The sequence below is a fragment of the Sphingobium sp. LMA1-1-1.1 genome (genome assembly GCF_040676365.1).
In the GTDB taxonomy this organism is placed as follows: domain Bacteria; phylum Pseudomonadota; class Alphaproteobacteria; order Sphingomonadales; family Sphingomonadaceae; genus Sphingobium.
In genome coordinates this window covers 115,067-135,055 of the sequence record NZ_JBEGHS010000074.1, presented here as the reverse complement: position 1 = coordinate 135,055, position 19,989 = coordinate 115,067, and the positions used below count along the sequence as shown (strand labels likewise).

The 19,989-nt window shown below is 63.2% G+C and carries 19 protein-coding genes, 1 tRNA gene and 2 pseudogenes; 8 read left to right on the top strand and 14 right to left on the bottom strand.

The genetic code is table 11. The features are described from left to right. Positions 1 to 651: 651 nt before the first annotated feature. The 7 genes and pseudogenes from MRBLMA1_RS22370 to MRBLMA1_RS22280 all read right to left on the bottom strand — a co-directional run bounded on the left by MRBLMA1_RS22370 (position 652) and on the right by MRBLMA1_RS22280 (position 7,497). Positions 652 to 1,150 (bottom strand): annotated as a pseudogene (locus tag MRBLMA1_RS22370) (DDE-type integrase/transposase/recombinase). Between the two features lie 339 nt (positions 1,151 to 1,489). After that, a complete protein-coding gene (locus MRBLMA1_RS22305) occupies positions 1,490 to 2,593 on the bottom strand; it encodes an NAD-dependent epimerase/dehydratase family protein (protein ID WP_363740035.1) in 1,104 nt (367 codons plus the stop codon). Between the two features lie 44 nt (positions 2,594 to 2,637). Further along, positions 2,638 to 3,417: an SDR family NAD(P)-dependent oxidoreductase gene (locus tag MRBLMA1_RS22300; protein WP_363740034.1), complete on the bottom strand. Its 780-nt coding sequence runs from the start codon at positions 3,415 to 3,417 to the stop codon at positions 2,638 to 2,640. Between the two features lie 25 nt (positions 3,418 to 3,442). Next, positions 3,443 to 4,222, bottom strand: a complete 780-nt coding sequence (locus tag MRBLMA1_RS22295) for an SDR family NAD(P)-dependent oxidoreductase (protein WP_363740033.1) — start codon at positions 4,220 to 4,222, stop codon at positions 3,443 to 3,445. 31 nt (positions 4,223 to 4,253) lie between these two features. Further along, complete coding sequence (locus MRBLMA1_RS22290; RefSeq protein ID WP_363740032.1) at positions 4,254 to 5,045, bottom strand: SDR family NAD(P)-dependent oxidoreductase; 792 nt, start codon at positions 5,043 to 5,045, stop codon at positions 4,254 to 4,256. A 69-nt stretch (positions 5,046 to 5,114) separates the two neighbouring features. Next, positions 5,115 to 6,275, bottom strand: coding sequence for a sulfotransferase family protein (locus tag MRBLMA1_RS22285; protein WP_363740031.1), 1,161 nt, complete (start codon positions 6,273 to 6,275; stop codon positions 5,115 to 5,117). Positions 6,276 to 6,288: 13 nt separating this feature from the next. Next, the gene (locus tag MRBLMA1_RS22280) at positions 6,289 to 7,497 is read right to left on the bottom strand and encodes a DUF1214 domain-containing protein (protein ID WP_363740030.1); all 1,209 of its coding nucleotides are present in this window, start codon (positions 7,495 to 7,497) and stop codon (positions 6,289 to 6,291) included. Positions 7,498 to 7,620: 123 nt separating this feature from the next. Here MRBLMA1_RS22280 and MRBLMA1_RS22275 point away from each other — a divergent pair, with 123 nt between their 5' ends. From MRBLMA1_RS22275 to MRBLMA1_RS22265, 3 genes are all read left to right on the top strand, one after another. Then, a complete protein-coding gene (locus MRBLMA1_RS22275) occupies positions 7,621 to 8,721 on the top strand; it encodes a helix-turn-helix transcriptional regulator (RefSeq protein WP_363740029.1) in 1,101 nt (366 codons plus the stop codon). A gap of 90 nt (positions 8,722 to 8,811) precedes the next feature. Then, positions 8,812 to 9,315 carry an SRPBCC domain-containing protein gene (locus MRBLMA1_RS22270; protein ID WP_363740028.1) on the top strand — a complete coding sequence of 168 codons (504 nt, stop codon included), beginning with the start codon at positions 8,812 to 8,814 and terminating at the stop codon, positions 9,313 to 9,315. A 232-nt stretch (positions 9,316 to 9,547) separates the two neighbouring features. After that, positions 9,548 to 9,994, top strand: a complete 447-nt coding sequence (locus MRBLMA1_RS22265) for a nuclear transport factor 2 family protein (protein WP_363740027.1) — start codon at positions 9,548 to 9,550, stop codon at positions 9,992 to 9,994. A gap of 157 nt (positions 9,995 to 10,151) precedes the next feature. Here the strand turns inward: MRBLMA1_RS22265 and MRBLMA1_RS22260 are convergent, their stop codons facing one another. The 4 genes from MRBLMA1_RS22260 to MRBLMA1_RS22245 all read right to left on the bottom strand — a co-directional run bounded on the left by MRBLMA1_RS22260 (position 10,152) and on the right by MRBLMA1_RS22245 (position 13,236). Beyond that, a complete protein-coding gene (locus tag MRBLMA1_RS22260; RefSeq protein WP_363740026.1) occupies positions 10,152 to 10,484 on the bottom strand; it encodes a DDE-type integrase/transposase/recombinase in 333 nt (110 codons plus the stop codon). A 153-nt stretch (positions 10,485 to 10,637) separates the two neighbouring features. Further along, complete coding sequence (pcaF, locus tag MRBLMA1_RS22255; protein ID WP_363740025.1) at positions 10,638 to 11,846, bottom strand: 3-oxoadipyl-CoA thiolase; 1,209 nt, start codon at positions 11,844 to 11,846, stop codon at positions 10,638 to 10,640. 27 nt (positions 11,847 to 11,873) lie between these two features. Further along, complete coding sequence (locus tag MRBLMA1_RS22250) at positions 11,874 to 12,530, bottom strand: 3-oxoacid CoA-transferase subunit B (protein ID WP_363740024.1); 657 nt, start codon at positions 12,528 to 12,530, stop codon at positions 11,874 to 11,876. Positions 12,531 to 12,546: 16 nt separating this feature from the next. After that, entirely contained in the window at positions 12,547 to 13,236 is a 690-nt protein-coding gene (locus MRBLMA1_RS22245; RefSeq protein ID WP_363740023.1) for a 3-oxoacid CoA-transferase subunit A, read from the bottom strand. Positions 13,237 to 13,329: 93 nt separating this feature from the next. On the opposite strand from MRBLMA1_RS22245, the gene MRBLMA1_RS22240 reads away from it, so the two are divergent. Beyond that, the gene (locus tag MRBLMA1_RS22240) at positions 13,330 to 14,124 is read left to right on the top strand and encodes an IclR family transcriptional regulator domain-containing protein (protein WP_363740022.1); all 795 of its coding nucleotides are present in this window, start codon (positions 13,330 to 13,332) and stop codon (positions 14,122 to 14,124) included. A 267-nt stretch (positions 14,125 to 14,391) separates the two neighbouring features. On the opposite strand, the gene MRBLMA1_RS22235 is transcribed toward MRBLMA1_RS22240, so the two are convergent. Next, positions 14,392 to 15,186 carry a recombinase family protein gene (locus MRBLMA1_RS22235; RefSeq protein ID WP_363740021.1) on the bottom strand — a complete coding sequence of 265 codons (795 nt, stop codon included), beginning with the start codon at positions 15,184 to 15,186 and terminating at the stop codon, positions 14,392 to 14,394. Next, positions 15,183 to 15,263, bottom strand: a pseudogene (locus tag MRBLMA1_RS22230) (DUF2924 domain-containing protein); the annotation flags it as partial. The pseudogene MRBLMA1_RS22230 and the gene MRBLMA1_RS22235, both read right to left, overlap by 4 nt. 383 nt (positions 15,264 to 15,646) lie before the next feature. Here MRBLMA1_RS22230 and MRBLMA1_RS22225 point away from each other — a divergent pair. Next, the gene (locus tag MRBLMA1_RS22225) at positions 15,647 to 16,264 is read left to right on the top strand and encodes a flavin reductase family protein (RefSeq protein WP_363740020.1); all 618 of its coding nucleotides are present in this window, start codon (positions 15,647 to 15,649) and stop codon (positions 16,262 to 16,264) included. 261 nt (positions 16,265 to 16,525) lie between these two features. Here the strand turns inward: MRBLMA1_RS22225 and MRBLMA1_RS22220 are convergent. Beyond that, positions 16,526 to 16,616, bottom strand: a tRNA-Ser gene (locus tag MRBLMA1_RS22220). A gap of 52 nt (positions 16,617 to 16,668) precedes the next feature. On the opposite strand from MRBLMA1_RS22220, the gene MRBLMA1_RS22215 reads away from it, so the two are divergent. The 3 genes from MRBLMA1_RS22215 (at position 16,669) to MRBLMA1_RS22205 (ending at position 19,961) form a co-directional block, all read left to right on the top strand. Continuing rightward, positions 16,669 to 17,598: a peptidylprolyl isomerase gene (locus MRBLMA1_RS22215; protein WP_363740019.1), complete on the top strand. Its 930-nt coding sequence runs from the start codon at positions 16,669 to 16,671 to the stop codon at positions 17,596 to 17,598. Between the two features lie 93 nt (positions 17,599 to 17,691). Further along, positions 17,692 to 18,807, top strand: a complete 1,116-nt coding sequence (gene ald / locus MRBLMA1_RS22210) for an alanine dehydrogenase (RefSeq protein WP_363740018.1) — start codon at positions 17,692 to 17,694, stop codon at positions 18,805 to 18,807. Positions 18,808 to 19,130: 323 nt separating this feature from the next. Beyond that, positions 19,131 to 19,961: a sulfite exporter TauE/SafE family protein gene (locus MRBLMA1_RS22205; RefSeq protein WP_133653880.1), complete on the top strand. Its 831-nt coding sequence runs from the start codon at positions 19,131 to 19,133 to the stop codon at positions 19,959 to 19,961. Positions 19,962 to 19,989 lie beyond the last annotated feature (28 nt).

Sequence of the window (19,989 nt, the reverse complement as noted above, 5' to 3'; positions counted from 1 at the left end):
CTTGCTCGCACCCATCGGCAACATCCCGCCTGCCGAAGCCGAGGAGCTCTACTACGCCATGCTGGACGACACACCCATGGCAGCATAATTTAAGCCAAATGGCCTCCGGCAATCCCGGGGCGGTTCAGTCAGCGGCCTAGAGAGATAATTTCGTATCGGCAGTCTCATGCCTGCGATGCTCCGGGCGATTGAAACGTCAGCTTAGGATAGCAATGCCCAAACGGCGGTATGTCCACAACTGGTCGACGGCCGACCGGCGGCTATTGCCCGCCTACCATAGTGCCGGGCCATGACAGCGGAAGGGCAGCTTTCTGCTTATGTCCGCCAATAACCGGACCGTCTCAAATCGGCCAATTCCAGTCGAACAATAGTATCTGGACAGATCCAAGATCATCCGTCACCATGCTATTAAGCTGGTGGTTTTATGACCAGCAGAGGAGTCCGTGGGAACGGATGTGGTAAAGTTGCAGTTGAAGTGTGCAGAAGGCTGGAATTTATACTGTTTCGATGACGGTTATTAATCCCTCCCTCTCCGCCAACTCCTTTTCTACTAAGTTGATGATTTTCTTGGAGAAATCTATCAGCGGGGTGCTGTCAGACAAAGGCGAACTGCTCTCCACGCGATGCACTTTGGATCGCGAGGGTAGGGGATCAGCTCATGAGAGAATACCACTCAGCAAAGGCAGCTGAGCGTCTTTCCTTATAGGTCTGGCGATCGACGAGGTGGCGTTCCAGTGCGAAGTGGTTGTGGACGTTGGCGTGTACGGATGCGAATTTCTGTAACGACCTGATTTGTCGGAAGCGCAGCATAGCTCTCCAGGATCTCGCCTTCCTGATCGACGGCGTGCCATAGATAAACCATTTCGCCATTCACCTTGACGTACATTTCGTCGAGGTGCCAGCGCCAGTGGCGAAATCCCCGCATGCGGCTGATCCGCTGCCGGCGAATGTCGCCTGCGAACAGCGGGCAGAACCTGTTCCATCAGTAGCGCATCGTCTCGTGGCTGATGTCGATACCGCGCTCGAAGAGCAGGTCTTTCACGTTCCTGAGGCTGAGCGGGAAGCGCACGTACATCATCACCGCCAGCCGGATCACCTCGCGCGACGAGTTGAAGTAGCGGAACGGATTGTCAGGCTTGGAGCGGCTCATGCCCCTACTTTAGCAGCGCCCAGAGCAACGCGCCATTTTGCTCTGACAGAGCCCTCCGGCGTAATCGCGTGGACTCGCCCTGCCAATATGTCCGAGAACCAGAAGAGCCTATCGCGCCAGCGCGGTCCCTCTGGAAACATCAGGCCGCTCATGCCGCGGGTCGATTCGAAATCCATATGCGGCTCTCCGTTCCTAACGAAGCCCCAGCCGCACAGCCAGGAAGCGCCTGACCTCGTCCAAACCACGTTGAAACAGCGCAATGTCGTCGGCTACCAGCCCATTGGGCGGCAGATGGGCCGGATGGACCATAATATTGGTACGTATCAGCATGATCCCGCGTCAGGCGACGGCCGGGATGATCTTGAGCTGCTGGAACCGGCGCGTATATTTCCGGAACATCTCCGCCGTATCCATACAGTCGTGAAAGCCCGCCTGACGGATCTTGATAGTGCTGGAGAGGCCGTAACGGACGACATGGGCGGGATCGAGCGGATAGGACCAGCCACCCCCCACCGCAAGCGATTCGCCCAGCAACGCGTCCAGATCCTCAGGCGCTTTCAACCCGTATTTGCGCACCATGCCGGGCCAGAGATGCGCCAGAGTGCGAACCTCCTCCGCAATGTCGAACGGCTGGGGCGCGGCCAGCTCCATGGCCAGTTCCTCCGCCACGATGGGAAATGCGTCGTGCAGCGAAAAGACGTCGCCGTTGACGAGGTTGAACGCCTCGTTGCGCGCATTCTCCGCCCCGGCCGCCCAGTCGAGCCCCTGCGCGAGAAGGTCGGCGTCGGCGATATCGGTTATCATGCTGGCCCCATCCGGCACGAGGAGGGGCAGCCCCGCCTCCTTGCGGAGCGCCGCGAACAGGGCGAGCACCAGAAAGGTGTTCATGTTCGCGCCCACCGCCTCGCCGACGATCATGCCCGGCCGGATAATCGTCCACGCCCAGGACGCGCCCCGCTGCTTCGCCCGGATATAGTCCTCATGTTGATGATAGAAATTTTCTTGGTCTATGCGCGGGAGTGATTCCTTGTAGGGCATGGGCGGCGTGCGCTCGATGAGATGCGAGCCATAGGCCTTGAAGCCATGGACGAGCCCGATGTGGCGAAAGCCGTGCGCGGTGGACAGGATCGGATCGACCACGTTGCGCAGCATCGCCATGTTCCTGGCGTACTGCTCGGGGTCGCGCCATCCGGCGATCATGTTCCCTTGCTGCTCGTTGACGGCACAATAAGCGATATGGGTCACGCCCGGCATCGCGGCGAAGGTCTCGGCGCATTTCTCACCGTCCAGCAGGTCGAGCGGGATATGCTCGACATGGTCGGGACAGAATAGCGGCCGCCGCCGCGAAACGGCCGTGACCTTCCAGCCGGGCTTGGCGGCAAAATGCTTGAGCGCCGCCGAACCGGCCAGACCCGATGCACCGATGATGAGGATTTCAGGCATCCGCTATACTCGCGAGCGAAAGCCGTTCCCGCGGCGATCCGTCGTCAGCCATGATAGCCTCCGTCAACCCGCACGACCTCCGCGTTCATATACGCGCCGTCCTCGGACGCGATCATCGCGATGATGCTGGCGATATTCTCCGGCGAACCATAGATCCCATCCGGCCGCGACAAATGCGCGAAGAGCGACATGTCCGCGCCCTCCGGAAACCCGCCGGCTCCCATGGCGTCGGTCATCGGGGTGGCGATCCCGCCGGGCGCGACCGCGTTTACGCGCACGCCGCGCTTGATATACTCCCAGCCCAACGTGTGAGTCAGCGCGGCCACCCCGCCCTTGCTGGCGGCATAGGCCGCCATGTAGGGATGGCCGAAATAAGCCGAGGTGGAAGCGGTATTCACGATGTTGCCCTTCGATTCGAGGAGATAGGGCAGCGCCTCGCGGCAGCACAGGAAGGTGCCGACCAGATTGATCTGGAGGATGCGGACGAAGTCCTCCAACGTCTCCTCCGCGCTGTGCACCGCGCGCAGCACGCCGGCGACATTGATCAGCACGTCGAGCTTGCCCTGGCGTTCCGCGAACCCGGCGAAAGCGCTTTTGATCGCCGCCTCGTCGGTGATCGACGCCACTACGGTCTCCACCCGGCCTGCCTGACCCGCCGCGCTACGTGCCTGATCGGCTGATTCGGCCAGCGCGTCCACGTTGACGTCCACCGCGAGGAGGGTCGCGCCCTCGCTCGCCAGCCGGGCGAGCGTCGCCCGTCCGATGCCGGTGGCGGCGCCGGTGACGATCGCCACCTTGTCCACGAACCTTGCTGCGCTGCTCATCAACCTCCCTCCATCGTCCTCTGCGTCATTCTTCGGGCGCGACGCTGAACCCCACTGTCTGCCCGCCGTCCGCGAGCACGACCGAACCGGTCATGAAGCTGGCCGCATCCGACAGCAGGAAGCAGGCGACCTCCGCGATTTCGCTCGGGTCAGCCATCCGCTGCAACGGCACCTTCTTGGTGATGAAGGATTCCAGCGAGGGATCGCGCTCGATGGCGACGGCGGCGATCTCGGTCTTCACGCCGCCGGGGCACAGGCAGTTTATCCGGATGCCCTCCCTCGCATATTCGAGCGCCGCCGACTTGGTCAGACCGACGATCGCATGCTTGGTCGCCGCGTAGACCGCGAGATAGCCCGACCCCGCGATGCTGGCGGTGGAGCCGGTGTTCAAGATTACGCCCTTGCGGGCCGGCCGCATGAGGCGCAGCTCGTGCCGCATGCATTCGACCGTGCCATAGAGGTTGGTCTCGATCAGCGAGCGGACCTCCGCATCGGTCGTGTCGCTCAACGCCTTGAAGTCGTTGGTGATGCCGGCGTTGTTGAAGGCCGCATCCAGCCTTCCGAACGACGACTGGATACGGTCGAAGCCGGCGGCGACGCTGGCGGCGTCGGCGACATCCATTTGGACGAACGTCGCCTCGCCGCCCGCGCTGCGGATATGGTCGACGGTGCCCTCGGACTGCGCCGCCCGGCGCGCGGCGACCAGGACGTGTGCGCCCCGGTCGCCAAGCATGATCGCCGCCGCCTTGCCGATGCCGGAGCTTGCGCCCGTGACCAGCACGACCTTTCCGTCGAACCTGTTCATCCGTCCTCTCCCACTTAGACCTTCGGCCGGTTCAGCCCACAGACGGGTAGGACACGGCCGAGACGATGCTGATGCATGATGCGGTAAAGCCGCCCTCGACGGGGAGGACCGACCCGGTGACGTAGCTCGATTCATCGGAGCACAGCCAGACGGTGGCGGCCGCGATCTCCTCCTCCCTGCCGAAACGCTTCATGGCGATTGCTTCGCGCATCGGGCTCAGCACCGATTCGTCGTTGTTGGTCAGCATCGGCGTGGCAATCGCGCCGGGGGCCACGCTGTTCACGCGAATGCCCTTGTCGGCATATTCCAGCGCCGCCGCCCGCGTCAGGCCGACCGCCGCGTGCTTTGCCGCCGAATAGGCACTGAAGAACGCGAAGCCGTTGATCGCCGATCCCGACGTCACGTTGACGATCGAGCCGCCGCCATTCTCCAGCATCGCCTGGATCTGATACTTCATCGACAGGAACACGCCGCGGGCGTTTACCGCGAAATCGTCCTCATATTCCTGCAGCGTCAGCTTGTGCATGTAATTGGGCATGTGTGCGACGCCGGCAACGTTGGCGGCGAAATCGAGCCGGCCGTAGGTGGAGACCGCCGTCTCGACCATACGGCGCGTATCCTCCTCGACCGAGACGTCGGCGAGGCAGGCGAGCGCCGTTCCCCCGGCCGCCTGGATCTCGGCGACGGTGCGGTCGATCTTGCTCTGCGTCCGGCCGACCACGACGACCTTGGCGCCGTCGCGCGCGAAGCGGAGCGCGATGCCATGACCCATGCCCTGCCCGCCACCGGTGACGAGCGCGACGCCGTCCTTCAGCTTTGCCATTTCAAATCCTCTCTCTATTTCTTGCCAGACTGGACGACCCACCTGCTCCGGGCCAGTTGAAAATCAGGATCAGCGCTCCAGCGGAACGTCGAAAGTCTTCAGATAATCGCCGCTGATCCGGTCGATGTCGGCCTCGGTCATGCCGATGTCCGCCAGTGAATATTGATGATGCGCGCGCCCGGATCGCTCGCTCGAATCATTGGCGAGCCAGGCTTCCATCGCCGCCGCGCGGTCTTCGCTGAACTCCAGGCCGAGCCGCGAATAGATGGATCGCACAGTGCCGATCGGATCGGCCCGGAAATCCAGGAAGCGCACGTCGACGAACCGCTCCGCCATGCCGGGCCGTTGCCGGAACTCGAGCGCTTTTTCCCAGGTGTCGTCATAATCGCCAACGATGCTCTTTTCGCCCGGCGCCGCGGCGGCGAACTTGCTGTGCAGCACGGTCGCCATGTTCGCGATCGACGGATAGATCTTGGCCGTGTCGCGATGGCAATGGATGAACATCGCGTCGGGGAAGACCTCGATAATTTCCTCGAGGAAGCGCACGTGCAGCGGGGTCTTCAGCACCCACCGGCGCGGCGGCAGGCCATGCTGCAGATATTTGAGGAAATCGCGCTGTTCACGATAGATCGCGCGGAAGTCCTGCTGGAACAAGACCTCCTGATAGGTCGGCAGTTCGGCAAGGGCGGTGAACGTCGCCGAGGCCAGCAGCAGTTCCCAGAAGAACAGGCATTCCTCCGCGCGGTCGGCACCCATGGGGTGGACGCCCAGCCAGTCGTCGTCGAGCAGGCCGAGGTCGCCGAGCCGTTCCTGACACTTGGTCTCACGCAGACCACGGGCGAAAGCATCGTCGGCGCGCGGAGAGGGATAGTGCATCTCGAACAGACGCGGCGCGCGGTTCAGGGGGTCGGACCCCAGCAAGTTATGGAGGAAGGTCGTGCCTGAACGCGGCAGGCCCAGGATGAAGATCGGCGCCTTGACCGTCTCGTCGAGCCATCCCGGATGGCGCTTGCGATCGGCGACATATTTGAGGCGTGAGGTCAGGATATCCATCAGGAAACGGTAGAACCGCACCTCCCCGCGCGGATGCAGGTTCGAGGGCTGGTTGAGATCATTGACGAAGGTGGTCAGCAGGCGCTCGGGCGTGCCGATATGGTCGAGCGCCCAGTCATCGAGCGCGGTTTCGATTTCGGCGGCGCGCATCAGCTCCGCTGCGCTTGGCAAGGACATGGATCGCCCCCTTTCAAATGCCGTACATGCGGCGGATGCCCGCGCCTCGCGCGGTCACGATGGCGCGCCGCTCCTCGGGCGAGACCGTGGGTGAGCCGACGTGGAGATGGTTCGGCAAGTCTGCGAGCTTGATCCTGGTGACGACTGGCTCGGGCACCGGATCGCACCAGACCCAGCGCGATGCGCAGACGCCCCGCAGATGACCGACCGTATCCATCCAGTTCGCGATTCCAGGGTCGCGGGCAGAGACGACGATGCGGATCTTGCCGTCCGGATCGACCCTTGTCTGCATGGCGTTCAGCGATGACTGGTTATTGAGATAATCGACCGTGTCATATTGCAGGTTGGCGAGCTGGAATGCCCAGAACGTCGAGGTCTTCGGCGGGTCGAACTCAAATACCAGCCCCTCGTCCTCGGCAATGTCGAACACCATGAAATGATAGGCGGCGTGCTGGATCCCACCCAGGTTCTGCTCCTTGCCGGTCCAGAAGACGTTGACGCCCACGTCGCCGACGATCTCGTCGTTGCGTCCGATCCAGTGCCGCGCCGATTCACGGGCGAAGTTCGTCAGCTTGCGGATGCGGGTGGCAAGGTCGCGGTTGCTGATCTGGAGGCGGGGCTTGTCGAGGCCGTCAAGACGCTCGATCTGGACCACTGCGGGTACGTCGTTCGTCCAGTCGTACATCGCGTCGCGAATGACAAGGAGCAACTGGTTCTCGCTCGGGTCAGTCTTGATCCAGTTGCCGTCATGCTGGTCGGGCGAGAGGATGATCTCGAAACTGCCGTCCGCCTCGACATGCATCTTGCCGAACTCCAGGATGGCGACCTGGCGGAACTTGGGATCGCCCCAGAACTCGCTCTGCACGTGGAGCTCGCTCCAGCGGGTGGTGCCGGTCTTGCCCGTGATCCGGTAGGTGCCCGCGCCGTCGGCAAAGGCGAACTGATAGTGGAAGTCGGGGCAGCACAGGCCCCAGGTGAAGGTCATCGGGTGATGGAAGGCGTGCGTCTTGCTGAAGGACGGGTAATCCTGCCTTGGCGCGACGAAGACGTTGAAGCCGGTGTGCTCGATCGACATGACGTGGAACATCGCCCGATCCTGCTCCTCGGGCGTTTCCGCCCATCCCGAGGCGAACCATTGGGCGCGGATGTCGGCCAGGACCTTGGTGTGCTCGTTCCACACATGCTCGTACGAATCGGCGCTGCCGGGGGTATTGCCTGCCATCGCTCTCCACTCTCTCTTGCTCGCGCGCCGATGCCCGCATTCGGTGCGGCGGCGATGCCGGATGGCGAGACGATAGCGAATCGTCTGGACAGCGGTGTCCCCATATGGGAGGTTCATCGCGTTATGAATGATGTCGCGGACCGGTTGATCGCAGCGTTGCACGACGGCCCCTTCGAAACGCCGCCCTGGACGACGTTCCTGGAGCTGCTGCGCGCGGAGCTGGACGCCGACTATTCCGGTATCATCTTTAAGCCGCCGGATCGTGGGCCGGGCGGCGTGGTGGAGTTGTTCGCAGGCGACGACGCACCGGTGGAGGTCCATCAATTCTATCGCGAAAGCTTCTACCGTTCCGACCCCGTCATGGGCGGGACCCTGCGCGAAGGGCAGGTCTACGACCTGAACGACGTTTTTGACGAGACGAACGACTATCACCGGAAATATCGCCAACAGATACTGGAGCCGCGTGGCGTCCGGCACATGAAGGTGGTGCGCGTCACCGAACCGAGCGGCGTCACCGGCTGGATGTTCATCGCGCGCCGGGACAAGCCGTTCCACCAGCGTGATGCGGAGTTGCTCGCGCGGCTTTCGGCGCATTTCCGGCGCTCGCTGCGCAACCATATCGCGCTCGAAGGCGAACTGCTCCACGCCCGCGCAGCGGACAGCATCATTGCTCGGCTAAACATCGGCTGGCTGACTCTCGATGCGACCGGCACCGTCGTCCAGACAAGCGCGCATGCCTCCGCGATCCTCGACCACAGCGCCGCGCTCAAGATCGGAAAGGACGGTCGGCTGGTCGCGATGCGCTCCTCGGCGAACGGGGTGCTACAATCGGCCATCGCCGCCATCTCGGCCGAGGGATCGGCCCGGCCTCAGGCGATCTGTGTGTCGGACGATCCCTGGCTCAACATGATGCTGACGCCCTTTGCTGGCGTGCCGGCATCGCCCGACAGGACGTCGGTCATGATCGCGTTCCTGCAGGGCGAAACGCGATTCGGCGCGCGCAGGCACGAACAGATCGCCGAATTGTTCGGCCTGCTCCCCAGCGAGGCGCGGCTGGCCCTGCTCATCAGCCAGGGCGCATCGCTGGCGGAAGCGGCCGACAAGCTGGCGATCACGCTGGAGACGGCGCGGAGCTATTCCAAGAGAATCTATGCGAAGATGGGCGTGCGCGGTCAGGCCGACCTAGTGCGGTCGATCCTGACCAGCGTTCTGACGCTCGCCTGATCGCGCCCCGTGCCACCCGATTGATAAGCGCGCGGCGCCTGCTACTGTCGGCGTTATGTTGGGAGCGATCCGCTAGCAGGAGAGTGAGCCATGACGTTTGATCCCTTCACGCAATATGACCGCCGCACGCTCGTGGCTTCCGACCCCGTCGAGATCGATGCGCCGGCCGCCATCGTTTGGGAGATCCTGACCGACCTGCCGCGCTACGGCGAATGGAACCCCTATTGCGTGCGCGCCGAATCGACGCTGGAAATGGGCGCGCCGGTGAACATGATGCTGGTCGACTATACCGGCTCCGGCTCGCTCATTCCCTGGTGCGAATATCTCTGCGCGTTCGAGCCCGGGCGCCTGCTGTCCTGGGAGCTGCCCGGTACCCCCGAATTCCCTTATGAGGCCCGGCGGGATCAGGTCATCACTCCGCTCGGTCCCTATTGTTGCCGCTATCTGTCCACCGACGCCTTTTTCGGCGAGAACGCGATCCATGTGATGAACTTCACGCAGGGCTGGGTGAAGCGCGCGTTCGACGACACCGCGCGGGCGCTAAAGCGCCGGGCCGAGGCGATGCACCAGGCGCGCACGACGGTCGCCGCCTGAAGTCAGGGCAGCCGCGCAAAGGGTCTCGCGCACGATCCGCGCCATCGGGATTGCGCTGCTTGGGGTGAGGACCTCGCCGATCGCCTCTTGCCTGTCATCCAGGGTGTCGTCCGATTGATTATGAGCGCTGGTATCGCTTCGAAGCGCGCGATGGTACTGTTGCGGCACAGATGCAGCGTTCGCGGAGCTGTGCCGCATGATATGACAAGCGAAGAGGATAGGACCCGAGGCGATGATGACACTGCAGGAGATTTCCGACCGGCTTGAGCTCGAAAAGCTCACCCATGATTATTCCCATGCCATCGACACCCGGGATTTTGATCTCCTCAACGATGTGTTCACGCCCGACGCCTTCGTCGACTACAGCGCGTTCGGTGCCCCGGCGGGCGATTTCCCCTATGTGCGGGACTGGCTGAAGACAGGCATGAATGCATTCGGCGGATCCCACCACATGGTCACCAATCACCGCTTCGTGATCGAGGGCGACCACGCGACCGGGCGGGTGATGTGCTTCAATCCGATGGAAAGCCTCGATGAGAGCGGAACCCGTCCCGTCATGGTCTTCGGCCTCTTCTACATCGACGAATATGTGCGCACGCCTGCGGGCTGGCGAATCAAGTCGCGCGTCGAGGAAGCGACCTACACCCAGAATGTTCCCAAGGGCGCGCTGCCGGACTGATCCGGCGGGGCAGAGAGTGCGAACGACGGAGGAGTCGTCCGGCTCACGAGCGAGACGATGCGATTTCAAGAGCACTTCTCGAAAAGTGGGAACGGTGCTGTCAGACAAAGGCGAACCGCTCTCCACACGATGCACTTCGGGCTTAGAACGGAGAAACTCAGCTCGCGAGAGACTGCCACTGGGCCAAGGCGGCCGAGCGTCTTTGCTTGTAAATCTCTCGATCGACGAGATGGCGCTCCAGGGCGAAGTGATTGTGAAAGTGGGCGTGGACGGATGCGAATTTCTGCAGGGATCGCATCTGTCGGAACCTGAGCATAGCCCGCTCCCGTCGTCGGAAGGAGAGATGGCTGTTTTCAACCCGATTGTTCAGCCACTGCCCCATTTCCTGCTGCAGCGACAGCGGGTAACGGACATACATCATCACCACCAACCGGATCACCTCCGGGGAGGAGTTGAAATACCGAAACGGACTAATGGCGGGCTTGGTCATGACCCACCATTTACCGAACCCCGGTTTGCTTTGACAGCACCGTTCAAGCAGCCGGAAAAGTTCGATCACTGGCGGATTGGATCGAGGACAACTTGATATCGATTGTCGATTATCGCAAATCCCGCGCGACCGATTTGGTGTGAATGACTTAGCTCAGACACGCTCCACCGCCAACGCCAGACCCATGCCGACACCAATGCACAAAGTGGCGATGCCGCGCTTGCCGCCGGTCTTTTCCAGTTGATGCACGAGAGTCATGGCGATGCGCGCGCCCGACATGCCGAGCGGGTGGCCGAGTGCGATCGCTCCGCCATTGGGGTTCACATGCGCAGCGTCGTCGGGCAGGCCGAGGCCCCGCATCACGGCGATGCCCTGGCTGGCAAAGGCTTCGTTGAGTTCGATCGCGTCGAAATCATCGATGGTCAAGCCGAGGCGCGTCAGCAGCTTTTGCGTGGCGGGCAGGGGGCCGATGCCCATCACGCGCGGCTCGACGCCGATCGACGCCATGCCCAGGATGCGCGCGCGCGGGGTCAGGCCGTTGGCATTCGCCGCCGCCTCGCTGGCGATGATCATCGCGGCCGCGCCGTCATTGATGCCCGACGCATTTCCCGCCGTCACCGTGCCGTCGGGCCCGAACAGGGGCTTGAGCTTGGCCAGCGTCTCGATCGTGGTGTCGGCGCGAGGATGTTCGTCAACGCTGATCTCCATCGTCTCGCCACGTTTCTTGCCCGGCACAGTGACGGGGATGATTTCCTCCGCGAAGAAGCCGCTTTCCTGGGCGGCGGCGGCGCGCTGCTGGCTGCGCAGGGCGAAGGCGTCCTGATCCTCGCGGCTGACGCCATAGTCGACGGCCACATTCTCGCCCGTGCGCGGCATGGTCTCCGTGCCGTAGAGCGCGTCGAGCGCAGGGTTGACGAAGCGCCAGCCCATGGTCGTGTCCTCGATCTTCTGGTTGCGGCCGAACGCGCCGTCCGACTTGCCCATCACGAAAGGCGCGCGGGTCATGCTTTCCACGCCGCCGGCGATGGCAAGCGCCATCTCGTCGGACCGGATCGCCCGCGCCGCCGCACCCACGGCCTCCAGACCTGATGCACAGAGCCGGTTTAGCGTGACGCCCGGCACCGTGTGCGGCACGCCCGCCAGCAGCAGGCTCATGCGCGCGACGTTGCGATTATCCTCGCCCGACTGGTTGGCGCAGCCGTAGAAGACTTCCTCGACCGCAGCGGGATCAAGGCCGGCGTTGCGTTCCAGCAGCGCCTTCATGGGCAGCGCTCCCAGATCGTCGGCGCGAACCTTGGAAAGGCCGCCGGCATAGCGGCCTATGGGGGTACGAACGGCGTCGCAGATAAAAGCATCGGTCATCGAAAATCCTCTCGATATTATACGGCTTCAGGCGGCTTGCGACTGTGCGGCCATTTCCAGCTTCACGCCGGTCAGCCTGCGCAGTTCATCGAGCGTCAGCCCCTCGACGATCTCCAGCACCTGCGCGCCCTGCGGCCCGACATCGAATACGCCCAGATCGGTGTAGACGCGCGACACGCAGGCGAGGCCGGTCAGCGGATAGGTGCAGGCGTCCACCAGCTTGCTCTCCCCCTGCTTGGTCAGCAAGTCCATCATCACGAAGGTCTTCTTTGCGCCGATGGCCAGGTCCATCGCACCGCCCACGGCGGGGATCGCGCCCGGCTCGCCCGTGTGCCAGTTGGCGAGATCGCCGTTCACCGCCACCTGAAACGCGCCCAACACGCAGATGTCCAGATGGCCGCCACGCATCATCGCGAAGCTGTCGGCATGATGGAAGAAGCAGCCGCCGGTCAGCAGCGTCACCGCCTGCTTGCCCGCGTTGATCAGTTCCCAATCCTCTTCGCCCGCCGTCGGGGCCGGTCCCATGCCGAGCAGGCCGTTTTCGCTCTGGAGGAAGATTTCGCGCTCTTGCGGCAGATAGTTCGCGACCTTGGTCGGCAGGCCGATGCCAAGGTTCACATAGGCGCCTTCGGGAATGTCGCGGGCGACGCGGGCGGCCATCTGGTCGCGGGTCATGCGGTTCATGGTAGTGTCTCCCGGATCAGGCGGCAAGTGCGTGGTTGGTGGCGGACGCGATCTGGACGACGCGCTGGACGAAGATGCCCGGCGTCACCACGACCTCCGGGTCGAGCGCTCCCAGCTCCACGATCTCGCCGACCTGCGCGATGGTGGTCCTGGCCGCCATCGCCATGATCGGACCGAAATTACGGGCGGTCTTGCGGTAGACAAGGTTGCCCCAGCGGTCGCCCTTGTGCGCCTTGATGAGCGCGAAGTCGGCATGGATCGGATATTCCAGCACATGGTGGACGCCGTTGATCTCGCGCGTTTCCTTGCCCTCGGCGAGCAGCGTGCCATAGCCGGTCGGCGTGAAGATGGCGCCAAGGCCCGCGCCCGCTGCCTGGATGCGCGCTGCCAGATTGCCCTGCGCCACCAGTTCCAGCTCGATCTTTCCGGCGCGATAGGCCGCGTCGAAATGATGCGAGTCCGACTGGCGCGGGAAGGAGCAGATGATCTTCTTCACCCGGCCCTCGCGGATCAGCGCCGCGACGCCCGCTTCGCCGTTGCCGGCGTTGTTGTTGATGATGGTGAGGTCGCCCACGCCGCGCGCGATCAGCGCGTCGATCAACTGGTCGGGCATCCCCGCCGTGCCGAAGCCGCCGATCATGACCGATGCGCCGTCTTGAATTTCTGCCACCGCCGCTTCGGCGCTGGCCACCGCCTTGTCGATCATCCGAGTCTCCATAAGGGTCCGTTGCAGACCATCTGATTAGGTCGGGATATTGCGTCAACCGGTAAACGTGATATTGTCCGTTTATCGTTTGATTTGGATGGCGATATGATCGAGAACAGTGACCTTGAGGCGAATGGGGATCCTGAGTTCATGCAATCGCTGGCACGCGGCCTCGCCGTGCTTCGCTGTTTTGCAAACGAGCAGCGGCCCATGACGATTGCGCAGGCCAGCCGACTGACGGGGTTGAGCAGGCCTGCGGTCAAGCGCTGCCTGCACACATTGGTCCGAACGGGCTACGCCGCGCAGGACGGCGTGCAATATGCGCTTCGTCCCAAGGTTCTGGCGCTTGGCTATGCCTACATGTCCTCCAGTACACTCGCGATGCGGGCGCAGCCGTTGCTCGATCAGCTGCGCGACGACCTCCACGAATCCTGCTCTCTGGGCGTGATCGAAGAGGATGAAGTCTATTATGTCGCCAGGGCCGAGGTATCACGGATCATGTCGATTGCTTTGAGGGTCGGAAGCAGGCTGCCGCTCTATTGCACGTCGATGGGGCGTGTTCTCCTTGCGGCCCAGCCGCGTGGCGATCAGGAAGCCTATCTGCGTCGCACGCAGCTGAGGCAATGTACGCCCAAGACCGAAATCAACCCGTCCAGGCTGCTCGCGATTCTCGAGCATGTCGCAGAGGAGGGATATGCGATCGTGGATGAAGAGCTCGAGTTGGGGCTGCGTTCGGTGGCCGTGGCTGTCCACGGCAAAGCCGGTGCGATGGCGGCCGTCAACATGGGGACGCAGGCTGCCAGGGTCTCATTGCCCGATATGCGATCCCGTTTTCTGCCGGGCTTACGGCGCATAGCACGGAACCTCGAAGCCATGGGGCATGACTGACATGAGGATATCACGCCAGCTTTGCATGTGACGGCGACCTCGCGACCCGGCGGACGGACTTCAACGGGAACCGAGCTCACACGTCCCTGGGGGCCCGTGACGCCTGCCGAATTTGCTTCATCGGCCGAGGGTTAACCCCGGCCGATGAAATGCCGGATCTCTCATTCTGGCCGGTGGCTGAACTGGGACAGGGCCAAAAAGCCACGTTCGGTCAAGGGCCGCCTGTTATAAGGTCATCCATCGTTCAATTTTCTGGAACCATCGTCTTCAAATAGGTGGGTGGTACACAATTGCAGATCCTGTCAGGTCACCGCTACAAAAACATCGCTGGAGCAGTGATATATGTGCGGCAGGCGAGCATAAGATAAAGCTGCCCTCGGGTGAACGGCCGCCCTCCGATCTTTCGGCCAGTCGTCGTCCGCCGCTCCGGCGCGAGTATTCCCTCGCGTTCCAGAGTTTCAGCAAGCAGCCGCACGTTCCCGAGGTCGGCATAGCGCATATCTCCCGGACGAGTTCAGCATGTTCAGGAATGATGGAAAGGCTGCGCCCATTGGGCCGATAGCCGAGCGGCGGGATGCCTCCCATCCACATGCCTTTTGCCTTGGACGCTGCGATCTTGTCGCGGATGCGTTCGGCTGTGACTTCCCGCTCGAACTGCGCAAATGAGAGCAGCATGTTGAGTGTAAGCCGACCCATGCTTGTTGTGGTGTTGAATGCCTGGGTAACCGAAACAAAGGAGACGTTCGCACCGTCAAAGGCTTCCACCAGCTTCGCGAAGTCGAGCAGCGAGCGGGTAAGGCGATCAACCTTGTAGACGACGATGATGTCGATGCACCCGCTGGCGACATCGTCCAGGAGGCGGCGAAGGCCCGGCCGTTCGAGTGTGCCGTCCGACAGTCCGCCATCGTCATATCGCCCAGGCAACTGCGTCCACCCTTCACCCGCTTGTGAGAGAATGTAGGCCGAGCAGGCTTCCCTCTGGGCATCCAGGGAATTGAAATCCTGCTCCAGCCCGTCTTCTCTCGATTTCCTCGTGTAGATGGCGCACCGGACCGCCTTCACGCGCCAGCCTTCTGTCTGAGCCCGAAAAAGGCGGGCCCCGACCAGCGGGTACCGGTGATGGCGCGGGCCACTTCGCTGAGCGATCTTCAGCAGATCGGGGTACGGCGCGCGGCGAGCCAGCGCCGCGATTCAACGATGAGGCTGGTTCGCTCGACTTGCCCGTGAAATCGAGCGGTTTCTGCCTGCGTCAGTTGCAGGAAGTCGGGCGCTGGATGGGATCCGGTTCGGTCCATCACCATTGCGGAACAGGTGAAGTTACCCGGCTCCGACCAACCGCTGAACAATTGGCCGATTTAGGAATGTCGGGCTTCCGTCGGCCGGTGGGCGATAGCTGCCGGTCCTCTTTCGAGGTTGACGATCAGTCGCGAGCAGCAACAGCTGCCGGTCAGCCGTCGACCTCAGTCGACGTTCGGCGGTGAATTTGTGCTCCTCAGCTGCCGACCGTCTGCTACCGTACGCAATGACCAAATTTCATTTCTACGAGCCCAGAGAGGGGCATCGGTTACCACATGATCCCCTCAATGCGATCGTTGCCCCGCGGCCGATCGGGTGGATCTCGACAATAAGCGAGAATGGGGTGCGCAATCTGGCGCCATACAGCTTCTTCAACCTGGTCAATTATCGTCCCCCGCTTGTCGCCTTCTCGTCGGTGGGTTGGAAGGATTCAGTGGCGAATGTTCAGGCAACGGGCGACTTCGTCTGGAACCTCGCAACAATGGCTCAGGCGGAGCAGATGAACGCAAGCTCGGCAGCCGTGGATCCCGACGTCGACGAGTTCGATCTCGCCGGACTGAGCGCGCTACCCTCTGTGCTCGTTAAACCACCTCGCGTCGCGGGCAGCCCGGTCCATTTCGAATGCCGTTTGACCCAACTCATTCAACTCAAAACCAAGGACGGTCTCGATCTGGATCAGTGGCTCGTTATTGGGGAGGCGGTCGGCATTCATATTGACATGGCAATGCTCGAGGATGGGATTTATCAAACGGCGCGTCCAAACCCTATTACCCGCGGCGGCGGGCCGGCAGATTATTTTGAGATCACCCAGGACCGGCTGTTCAGGATGAGGCGCCCCGGCTGACGGAAGGCCTGTGATTTCACGGCTTTTGCTCCGGTTTTGGCAAGGTCGACATCAAGAACTTCTTTTGCAAATGGCGAGTGAAGCCTGACTGTTACGCGCGTGCATTCGGTAGTGCTGCCCACAGCATCAGAGAATCTGGGGCAGATCGCGTATCTTTCGTGCGCATCGGGCTCTCCGCACTACCGACGGAAGGCGAAAGCGCACGGACCTGCGCCCGTGTTCCGGCGGGTTCTCGAATATCCTCAATGATTTGAGACTAGCTGGCGGAGCGGGAGGGATTCGAACCCTCGATACGCTTTTGACGTATACTCACTTTCCAGGCGAGCGCCTTCGACCACTCGGCCACCGCTCCGCATTGCACTGGAGGCGGCTCCCTATCGTGCGTCGGCGCGCTAGGCAAGGGGATGCTTTACTTTCCTGTCTCATGGGTGCCTGATTGCGCCATGCACATCCGATTTTCGCCCTTGCTGGCCACGCTTTGCCTGTCTTCGCCGGCACTTGCCGCCGATCCGCCTGCCACCCCCTCCGCCGTCGTGGCGCAGGCGCCCGCCAGCGCGTGGCGGAGCATCGCGCCCGATACGCTGCTGGTCATGACGGTCGAGGGCGGCAAGCGCGTCGTCATACAGCTCGCGCCCGACTTCGCGCCGGCCCATGTCGCCAATATCCGCGCACTTGCCCGCGCGGGCTGGTGGGATGGGGAAAGCGTCTACCGCGTTCAGGACAATTATGTCGCCCAATGGGGCGACGCGACAGAGAAGAAGGCCCTGCCGGCCGGCATCGCCACGGATATCAAGGCCGATTATGTCCGCCCGCTCGCGACGCTCAAGTCCGCGCCGCTCCCCTTGCCCTATCCGGACGCTTATGCCCCCCGCACCGGCTTCATCGATGGCTGGCCGGTGGCGATGGATCAGACGTCGGCCTGGCTCCCCCATTGCTACGCCATGGTCGGCGTGGCGCGGAACCTGTCGCCGGACGCGGGGACCGGAGCCGAACTCTATGCCGTGATCGGCCAGGCCCCGCGCCAGCTCGACCGCAACATCGCGCTGGTCGGACGGGTGATCGAGGGGATCGCCCTGCTTGCCAGCCTGCCGCGCGGTTCGGGAGAGCTGGGCTTCTACGCCGCGGGCGAAAGGCGCCTGCCGATCCTGTCGATCCGCCTGGCCAGCGACCTGCCGGAGGCGCAGCGGCCGCATTATCAGGTGATGGACGTCACGTCGCAGAGCTTTGCCGATTATCTCCGCCTGCGCGCGAACCGGAAGGATGATTTCTACGATCGGCCCGCGGGCGGCGTCGATCTCTGCAACGCGCCCGTGCCGGTACGGCCGGCGCCCTGAACGCGTCGTCGCGCCGAAACGGGTAAAATGCCGGAACGATGCCTATCTGGACTATAATATAGCCTCCCGTCGGCAATGATGGAGAAGATGGTCATGATCGTAGGCACCGTCAGAGAGATCAAGAATCACGAATATCGCGTCGGCCTCACGCCGGAGAGCGTGCATGAACTGACCGCGCATGGCCATCGCGTGCTGGTGGAAAGCGGCGCGGGGGAGGGGATCGGCGCCCATGACGCCCTCTACGCCCGCGCCGGGGCGGAGGTCGTCGATAATCCCGCCGCCATCTTCGCAGCGGCGGAGATGATCGTGAAGGTCAAGGAGCCGCAGCCGGAGGAGCGGGCCATGCTGCGCCCCGGCCAGATCCTCTACACCTATCTGCACCTCGCGCCCGATCCCGATCAGGCGCGTGCGCTGATGGCGTCGGGCGCGATCGGCATCGCCTATGAAACCGTGACGGACGCCCATGGCGGCCTGCCGCTGCTGAAGCCCATGAGTCAGGTGGCCGGGCGCATGGCGATCCAGGCCGGCGCGACCGCGCTGGAAAAGGCGCATGGCGGGCGGGGGGTGCTGCTGGGCGGCGTGCCCGGCGTCCTTCCCGCGAAGGTCGCGGTGATCGGCGGCGGCGTGGTTGGCTTCAACGCGGCGCAGATGGCGGCGGGGCTGGGTGCGGACGTCACCATCCTGGACCGCAGCCCGGAAGTGTTGGAGCGGCTGGGCATCCATTTCGAGGCGCGGGCAAAGACACGCTTCTCCAACCGGGCCAATCTGGCGGAATGCGTTGCGGAAGCCGACCTGGTGATCGGCGCGGTGCTGATCCCCGGCGCCGCCGCGCCAAAGCTGGTGTCGGCCGACATGCTGAAGAGCATGAAGAAGGGCGCCGTGCTGGTGGACGTGGCGATCGACCAGGGCGGCTGCTTCGAAACCAGCCACCCCACCACCCATGACGACCCCACCTATGTGGTCGAGGGTATCGTCCATTATTGCGTCGCCAACATGCCCGGCGCGGTGGCGCGGACCAGCACCTATGCGCTCAACAATGTCACCCTGCCCCATGCGCTGCGGATCGCGGACCTGGGGTGGAAGGACGCATTGCGCGCGGACCTGCATCTGCTCGACGGGCTGAACGTGTGGAACGGGCAGATCACCTATCGCGCGGTGGCCGACGCGCTGGACCTCCCCTACACTCCGGCGGAACAGGCTGTGGGATAGGGCGCTGGCGGCCTTTTGATCATTTAGCCATTGAACGCACCCCTGCTCCCGCCGTCGCAGGAGCACCATGTGCCTCAGCGCGACCATCGGCGTCCGCTCTTCACCCTCATATTCATCACAATATTGCTCCCCCCTTTGCGGGTTCCCCACCTTCGTTCGTCTTGGAAGGGTGCGGGGCGGTTGATTGCCCCTGCCACCGACATTCCGCCGAAGAGAGGCATGGGTTCCATCATGGTCGATTGCACAGCTTCCACCGCCCCGATGCAGAAGGGCTTCTTCCCCGATAACGCCGCCAGCAGGGCACCGGCTGGGGAGCGGCGCTGATGCAGGGTGACATGATGAGCTGGCTGGTGCCGTTGGTCGCGATGCTGGGCGCGGGCCTGTTTGCGGGTTTCGCGGCGGGAATCTTCGGCATTGGCGGCGGCTTCGTGGTGGTGCCGGCGCTGTTCGTGGTGTTGCCGCTGCTGGGTGGAACGCATAACGCCGTCGCCCATGTCGCCATCGGCACGTCGGCGGCGACGATCATCGTCACGTCGATCCGCTCGCTGCTCGCCCATGCCAAGCGCGGCGCCGTGGAGTTCGAGGTGCTCAAGAGCTGGGCGCCGTGGATCATCCTGGGCGACGGCGTCGGCGTGCTGTTGGCCGGCCATGTCGACGGACGCATATTGACCATGATCTTCGCGGTCGGCGTCTTCCTGATGTCGCTCAATTTCCTGCTGCCCAAGGTCGGCGGCAAGGTGATCAGCGACACCATGCCCTCCGGCATCGCCCGCGTCGGCATCGCCGGGGGCCTGGGCACCTTTTCCGCGCTGCTCGGCATTGGCGGCGGCACCATCGCCATCATGGTGATGACGCTTTGCGGCCGATCGATCCACCGCGCCATCGCCACCGCGTCGGGCATCGGCACGCTGATCGCCATCCCCAGCGCCATCGGCTTCGCGCTGATCGGCCTCAGGGAAGGCGGCCTGCCCTGGGGTTCGCTGGGCTATGTCAATGTTCCCGCGACGCTGGCCATCGCCTCCATGTCGGTGCTGACGGCGCCGCTGGGCGTGGCCGTCGCGCACGCCATGCCCGCCGCTCCGCTCAAGAAGATCTTCGGCGTCTATCTGGTGATCATCGCCTTCGTCATGTTCCGCAACGCGATCCGCATGTGATCGGCTGCGCCGTCCTGCCCGTGGTCCC

What these genes read in the sequence shown, in the direction of transcription:
- MRBLMA1_RS22295 (WP_363740033.1), bottom strand. Translation starts at nt 4,222, where the DNA reads ATGAACAGGTTCGACGGAAAGGTCGTGCTGGTCACGGGCGCAAGCTCC.
- MRBLMA1_RS22305 (WP_363740035.1), bottom strand. Translation starts at nt 2,593, where the DNA reads ATGCCTGAAATCCTCATCATCGGTGCATCGGGTCTGGCCGGTTCGGCG.
- MRBLMA1_RS22245 (WP_363740023.1), bottom strand. Translation starts at nt 13,236, where the DNA reads ATGATCGACAAGGCGGTGGCCAGCGCCGAAGCGGCGGTGGCAGAAATT.
- MRBLMA1_RS22260 (WP_363740026.1), bottom strand. Translation starts at nt 10,484, where the DNA reads ATGACCAAGCCCGCCATTAGTCCGTTTCGGTATTTCAACTCCTCCCCG.
- MRBLMA1_RS22265 (WP_363740027.1), top strand. Translation starts at nt 9,548, where the DNA reads ATGATGACACTGCAGGAGATTTCCGACCGGCTTGAGCTCGAAAAGCTC.
- MRBLMA1_RS22250 (WP_363740024.1), bottom strand. Translation starts at nt 12,530, where the DNA reads ATGAACCGCATGACCCGCGACCAGATGGCCGCCCGCGTCGCCCGCGAC.
- MRBLMA1_RS22300 (WP_363740034.1), bottom strand. Translation starts at nt 3,417, where the DNA reads ATGAGCAGCGCAGCAAGGTTCGTGGACAAGGTGGCGATCGTCACCGGC.
- MRBLMA1_RS22285 (WP_363740031.1), bottom strand. Translation starts at nt 6,275, where the DNA reads ATGTCCTTGCCAAGCGCAGCGGAGCTGATGCGCGCCGCCGAAATCGAA.
- ald (WP_363740018.1), top strand. Translation starts at nt 17,692, where the DNA reads ATGATCGTAGGCACCGTCAGAGAGATCAAGAATCACGAATATCGCGTC.
- MRBLMA1_RS22270 (WP_363740028.1), top strand. Translation starts at nt 8,812, where the DNA reads ATGACGTTTGATCCCTTCACGCAATATGACCGCCGCACGCTCGTGGCT.
- MRBLMA1_RS22290 (WP_363740032.1), bottom strand. Translation starts at nt 5,045, where the DNA reads ATGGCAAAGCTGAAGGACGGCGTCGCGCTCGTCACCGGTGGCGGGCAG.
- MRBLMA1_RS22215 (WP_363740019.1), top strand. Translation starts at nt 16,669, where the DNA reads ATGCTTTACTTTCCTGTCTCATGGGTGCCTGATTGCGCCATGCACATC.
- MRBLMA1_RS22205 (WP_133653880.1), top strand. Translation starts at nt 19,131, where the DNA reads ATGCAGGGTGACATGATGAGCTGGCTGGTGCCGTTGGTCGCGATGCTG.
- pcaF (WP_363740025.1), bottom strand. Translation starts at nt 11,846, where the DNA reads ATGACCGATGCTTTTATCTGCGACGCCGTTCGTACCCCCATAGGCCGC.
- MRBLMA1_RS22280 (WP_363740030.1), bottom strand. Translation starts at nt 7,497, where the DNA reads ATGGCAGGCAATACCCCCGGCAGCGCCGATTCGTACGAGCATGTGTGG.
- MRBLMA1_RS22225 (WP_363740020.1), top strand. Translation starts at nt 15,647, where the DNA reads ATGACCAAATTTCATTTCTACGAGCCCAGAGAGGGGCATCGGTTACCA.
- MRBLMA1_RS22275 (WP_363740029.1), top strand. Translation starts at nt 7,621, where the DNA reads ATGAATGATGTCGCGGACCGGTTGATCGCAGCGTTGCACGACGGCCCC.